Annotated in this window: 5 protein-coding genes; all 5 read right to left on the bottom strand. The window is 67.5% G+C overall.

Features of this window, described 5'->3' with window-relative positions; genetic code table 11:
• A partial coding sequence (locus VJS38_RS09580) for a CoA transferase subunit A (protein ID WP_324087926.1) occupies positions 1 to 563 on the bottom strand: 563 nt, incomplete at its 3' end.
• Between the two features lie 139 nt (positions 564 to 702).
• Positions 703 to 1,818 (bottom strand): MBL fold metallo-hydrolase, encoded by a 1,116-nt coding sequence (locus VJS38_RS09585; protein ID WP_324087927.1) that lies wholly within the window; start codon positions 1,816 to 1,818, stop codon positions 703 to 705.
• 59 nt (positions 1,819 to 1,877) lie between these two features.
• A complete protein-coding gene (locus VJS38_RS09590; protein ID WP_324087928.1) occupies positions 1,878 to 3,518 on the bottom strand; it encodes an MFS transporter in 1,641 nt (546 codons plus the stop codon).
• 113 nt (positions 3,519 to 3,631) lie between these two features.
• Positions 3,632 to 4,747, bottom strand: coding sequence for a hypothetical protein (locus VJS38_RS09595; protein WP_324087929.1), 1,116 nt, complete (start codon positions 4,745 to 4,747; stop codon positions 3,632 to 3,634).
• A gap of 111 nt (positions 4,748 to 4,858) precedes the next feature.
• Positions 4,859 to 5,681 (bottom strand): TonB-dependent receptor (locus VJS38_RS09600; RefSeq protein ID WP_324087930.1); only part of this gene is annotated, 823 nt, incomplete at its 5' end.

Consider the following 5,681-nt stretch of genomic DNA (forward strand, 5'->3'; position numbering starts at 1 on the left):
ACCGTCACCTTGCCGGCGCTGGCCATCATCGGATTGAAGTTCCGCGCCGTCTTCCGATAGACGAGGTTGCCTTCCGCATCGCCCTTCCAGGCCTTGACGATCGAAAGGTCGGCGGTGAGGCCGCGCTCCATCACGTAGCGCTCGCCGTCGAACTCGCGCACCTCCTTGCCCTCGGCCACCAGGGTGCCGACCCCGGTGCGGGTGAAGAAGGCCGGGATGCCGGCGCCGCCGGCGCGGATGCGCTCGGCCAAAGTGCCCTGCGGATTGAACTCCAGCTCCAGCTCGCCCGACAGGTAGAGCTTCTCGAACAGCTTGTTCTCCCCAACGTAGCTGGAGATCATCTTCCGGATCTGCCCGCCCTCCAGCAGGACGCCCAGGCCGAAGCCGTCGACCCCGCAGTTGTTGGAGATCACCGTCAGGTCCTTCACCCCCCTCTCGCGGATCGCCGCGATCAGGTTCTCCGGGATGCCGCAAAGGCCGAACCCGCCCGACATGATCGTCATGCCGTCGAACAACAGGCCCGCCAGGGCCCGGACCGCATCGTTTTGAAGCTTCTCAACCATGGACAGCCCTTGAGGAAGGTGGGCCGGGCGGCCGCGCGCCCGGTCCAAGTTGCCGCGTGGGGAGGCACGCGCATGTCGATCAGCAACGGCATCCGCCGGGTTTGCGGGCGACGCTCCCAACCTGGCCGGCGGCGAGGGCTCAGCGCCCGCGCTTGATACGCTCGAATTCCGTCCGGGCTTCCACCATGGCCGTCGGGGAGATGGCGGCGGCGATCGTCCCGGCGTGCTCGGCGTACAGGCGGGTGACGTTCGGCAGGACCCGGTCGGCGTCCTTCCAGCTCGCATACTTGCCGAGATCGATCTCCGCCGCGGCTCGCCCTGGCGTCACGCCCCGATCGAAAGCCTTCTTGGACTGGTTCCAGAGCAGCACGAGGTACTGCTTCATGTCCTCCAGTTCCGCCTTGCCCCCGACCGGGCCGTGGCCGGGCACGATCGCGGTCACGTCCATCTCGTTGATCTGGTCGCAGACCCGGATCCAGTTGGCGACATAGCCCGAGCCGTTCAGCGGGGTGACGCCGAAGAAGCCGATGTCGCCGACGAAGATGACCTTTTCCTCGGGGAGATAGACGTTGGTGTCGCCCAGCGTATGCGCCCGTCCCGGCCACAAAAGCTGAACCTGCTTGGGGCCATAGCCAAAAAGGGTCATCTTCTCGGTATAGGTGATGTCCGGGAGGATGAGCTTGTAGTTCTCTGAACCGTCGGACCAGGCCGGGTTCCGGGGATTCCACAGTCCAGGGCGGGCGGTTGATGATCGCGCCATCATCGCCGCGCATTCTTCCTGCGCAATTATCTGAAGCCCGTCGCCGAGGAACTGCAAACCCCAGGTGTGGTCCGGGTGCCCGTGGGTGATCACCACCCGCTCGAAGGTCTTGCCGGTGGCCTTCTCGGCCAAGGCGCGGAACCGCTTCGCCTGCACCGGGGCGGACGTCGAGTCGATGGCCAGCAGGCCGCGCGGCCCGGCGATGAGGCCGCAATTGCTCACCGACAGGTTCGACTGGTTCGGCGCCTCGCGCTGTATGAACGCCCAGACGTTGGGCGCCAGCGGCTGGAGCTCGGCGCGGATCTCGGTGGCGATGTTCGGCGGCAGCGGGAAGGCCTGCGCCATCGCCGGCGTCTGGGACGCGGCCGGTCCGCCGGCCAGGCTGATGCCGAGACCGACGGTGGCAAGGCCGGCAAAGGCCTCTCGCCGGCTCAATGGCACGTCGGTGTTCCGTGCTTTCGGCTTCGCCGGCGCGCCGACAATCTTTTGCAGCATGATCGTTCTCTCTTGGATGCGGCCCGCGGAACAGGCCGGTCTGAAGGGATGGGCGTCGGCTAGCTCAAGGGTCGTGCGCGCGTTTCCGGCAGGAACAGAAGCATCGCGACGATCGAGACGACGGTGAAGGCCGCGGGATAGAGCAGCCCCGCGTAGAGGTTCCCCGTGGACACCACGATGGCGAAGGCGGTGATCGGCAGGAAGCCACCGACCCACCCCGTGCCGACGTTGTAGGGAATGGAGAAGGCGGTGTAGCGGATGGAAGCCGGAAAGAGCTCGACCAGAGCCGCCGCCTGCGGCCCGTACAGCGCGGCCGAGCAGGCTATCAGCAGGAGGATCACGACGAAGAGGCCGGTCTCGTTGATCTCGTTGGGATTGGCCGCGAGGGGATATCCCGCCGCAGCAAGGCCGCGGCGCAGCTCGGCTGCGAACCGCGCTTGCTCGCGCATGGCCGCCTCCGCCGACAATCCGACGAGTGCGCGCCCTTCGATCCTGTGCTGGCCCACCGACACCGTCGTCGCGGCGCCGGCGGGCGCCGTCACGTTCCGATATGGCGCGCCCGCCTCGGCCAAGGCCCGTTTGACGACGTCGCAGCTGCTTTCGCCGTTGCGCCGTCCGAGCAGATCGAAGGCCAGGCCGCAATTCTCAGGATCGGCGGCCACCACGATCGGCGCGCGCGCCGCGGCGACCACGAGGCCCGGATTGCCGAAGGCGGTGAGCATCCGGAAGCCCGGGTACATGCAGACGAGCGCCACGACCATGCCGCCGAGCATCACCGGGCGGCGTCCGACGCGGTCGGACAAGGCGCCGAAGACGACGTAGAGCCCGGAGCTGGCGACCACAGCCGACGCCATCAGAACGTTCACCGTGACGCCGGGGAGCTTGACGACGCGCTCGAGGAAGAACTGCACGTAGAAGTGCATGGCGTACCAGATGGCCCCCTGGGCCAGGAGGATGGCGAACAGCGCGATCAGCATCGTCCGCAGGTTCGGCCCCCGAAACGCTTCGGCGAGCGGCGCCTTCGCCAGGCCCTGGCGGGCCTTCATGGCGCTGAAGACCGGACTCTCTTCCAAGCGCGCGCGAACCCGCAGGGAGATAAGCAGCAGGAGACTGGAAAAGAGGAAGGGTATCCGCCACCCCCAGGCGCCGAAGGCCTCCTCCCCCACGAGGCTGCGCGCCGCCAGGACCACGGCGAGGGCGCAGAGCAGGCCGGCGGCGGCCGCGGTCTGGATCCAGCTGGTGAGAAACCCGCGGTGCTTCGGCGGCGCGTACTCGGCGACATAGACCGCCGCCCCGCCGTACTCGCCGCCCATGGCGAAGCCCTGGACCACCCGCGCGCACACCAACAGGACAGCCGCCATCGGGCCGGCCGCCTCGGCGGTGGGCAGCAACCCGATGCCGATCGTGGCCAGGCCCATCAGGGTGATGGTGGTCAGGAAGGCGATCTTGCGGCCGTGCAGGTCCCCCATGCGGCCGAAGAACATCGCCCCGAACGGCCGGACCAGGAACCCCGCCGCGAAGGCGCCCAGGGTGAAGATGAACCCTGCCGTCGGATCGCCCGCCGTGAACTGCCGCGAGAGGATCGACGCCAGCGAGCCGAAGACGAAGAAATCGTACCACTCGAACGCAGTGCCCGCCGCCGAGGAGATCACCACGCCTCGAAGGCCGGCTGCGCTGGCCTTGAGCGGAAGCTGGGCCACGTCCGCCAAAGGCGACACGGACGCTGGCAGACTGTCTCTGGGCATGACCTGGCGGTCCTCGGCTGCGGGGAAGGTGAGCGTATTGACGGCGCTTTGCGGGCGGGGGCTTGCGCCTAGGGCCGCGAGGCGCTGGGCGTGAGGCGCCGCTCCGGATGGAGCGTGATCTTCTTAATCGCCCAGTTGTTCATATCGGCGACCCAGAGCACGTTCTCGGAGGGACAGGCCAAGGCGTGAGGCCAGTTCAGCTGGTCGTCCCGGCGTCCTGAAGACGATAGGGCGATCGCGACGATGCGGCCGTCGAGGGTCATCTTGTAGATCCGGCCCGGCTCGCTATCGACGGCGTAGAGGTACTGCGTCGGGGTGTTGGTGATGCAAAGCGCCCAGGGGGCCGTCTCGTCCGGTTGCTCGGCCGGCATTTCGAACAGCGTCGGCGGATGCGACTTGTCGTAGGGGGCGTCCAGGAACAGGAAGTGCAGGAACTTGCCGTCCTTGTCGAAGACGTGGATGCGGCGATTGCCGCGGTCGGCGACGTAGACGTTGCCCGCCCGGTCGACCTGCATGTTGTGGGGGTTCTGGAAGGCGCCCGGGTTCTCGTCGGCGTGAACGCCGCCCACGCCGTAACGCCCCCAGCTCGTCAGCCAATCGCCGTACTTGTTCAGCTTGACGACCCGCGAGTTCACATAACCGTCGCTGACGAAGATGTTGTCCTCGTCGTCCCAGGCCACGTCGGTCGGCCCGTTGAACAGCCCCCTGATAGGCTTGGCGTCCTGCGGCCGCGGCCGAACGACATGCTCAGGATTGAAGGAGTCGTAGCCCTCGGCGCGACGTCCCAGGTTCATCAGGACGCGGCCTTGCGGGTCGAATTTGATGACGCTGTTGGTGGCCTTATCGACGTACCATAGATTGTCGTAGCGATCGAAACGCACGGAGTGGCCGTAGGCGAAACCATAGACGCCGGCGCCGATCTCGCGGACGAACTGCCCGCTCGGGTCGAACTCCCAAAGGTTTGTCGTGGCGCCGCCATAGATCGGACCCGACGTCGACGTGCCCGGGTGGTTCAGGACGACGACCACGCCTTTCGAATTAACCGCCACGCCTAGGGTTTCGCCGAAGTTCCATCCCCTGGGCAGCTTGAGGGGCCAGCGATCGACGTCGGCCGCCACGGTCGGCGCGCGACTGTTGTCCACGCGCGCTTGGGCGTGCACGCCGCTGACGCCCGCAAGCGTCATCGTGACGCTCAGAACTAACGAGAGAACCGAAGGCCGCATGAGCGAAATTCCTGATTTTAGGATGGATCTCCAGGCGCGCGGCGAGGGCTGATCGCCCCCGCGGCGGCCGGCTCAGTACCGGTAGGCGAGCTGCAGGCCGACCTGGCGGGGCGGCGAGGCCGGGGTGACGGTGTAGTAGGGGTTGTAGAAGCCGCCGACGCAGGCGGGCCCGCCGCTCACCGGACAGCTGGTGAGGCCGCCCGCCACCTCGCCCTTGCGCGAGTCGAAGAGATTGTTGACGAAGACGTTGACGTCCAGCGGCCCGCGTTCGACGCCGAGCCGGACGTTGGTGCGGGTGGTGTCCGGGAACTGGGCCGTGGGCGAGTAGGAGGGGTTGCCGAAGGTCTGGACCGCCGTGCGGGTGTAATGGCGGATGTAGCGGTAATCGACGCGGACGTAGCCCCGCAGATCGGCGGCGATCTCCCGGTCATAGCGAACCCCGACCTGCACGGTCCACGGCGCGACGGCGATGTGCTGGCCGTCCAGGGCCACCGGCAGCGTCAGGAAGCCCGGACGGCCCAACCCCAGGGTCTGGCCGATGTACCGGGCGTCGGTGTAGCCCACCGCCAGGTTGGCGGTCAGGCCTTCGAGCAGGAGGGCCTGAGCCTCGATTTCGAAGCCCTGGCTCCTGGCCTTCCCGGCGTTGCCGATGAAGTTGCCGACGCAGGGCGCCGGAATGGTCACGTTGGTCTGCAGATCGCTCCAGTCGATCCGGTAGATCGAGCCGTTCACCTGCAGCCGGTTGTCGAGCACCCGCATCTTGGCGCCGACCTCGTAGCTCCACACCTTGTCCGACTTGTAGGTCTTGGGCACCGTCAGGACGGTCTCGCCGTAGCGGGCCAGGGTGGCCCCGCAGAGCGTCTCCGGGATCGAGGCGTTCACCCCGCCCGCCCGG

Source organism: Phenylobacterium sp. (assembly GCF_035276905.1).
GTDB lineage: Bacteria > Pseudomonadota > Alphaproteobacteria > Caulobacterales > Caulobacteraceae > Phenylobacterium.

Excerpts from the sequence above, each read along its gene's own strand:
- VJS38_RS09585 (WP_324087927.1), bottom strand. The coding sequence starts at position 1,818 with ATGCTGCAAAAGATTGTCGGCGCGCCGGCGAAGCCGAAAGCACGGAAC.
- VJS38_RS09595 (WP_324087929.1), bottom strand. The coding sequence starts at position 4,747 with ATGACGCTTGCGGGCGTCAGCGGCGTGCACGCCCAAGCGCGCGTGGAC.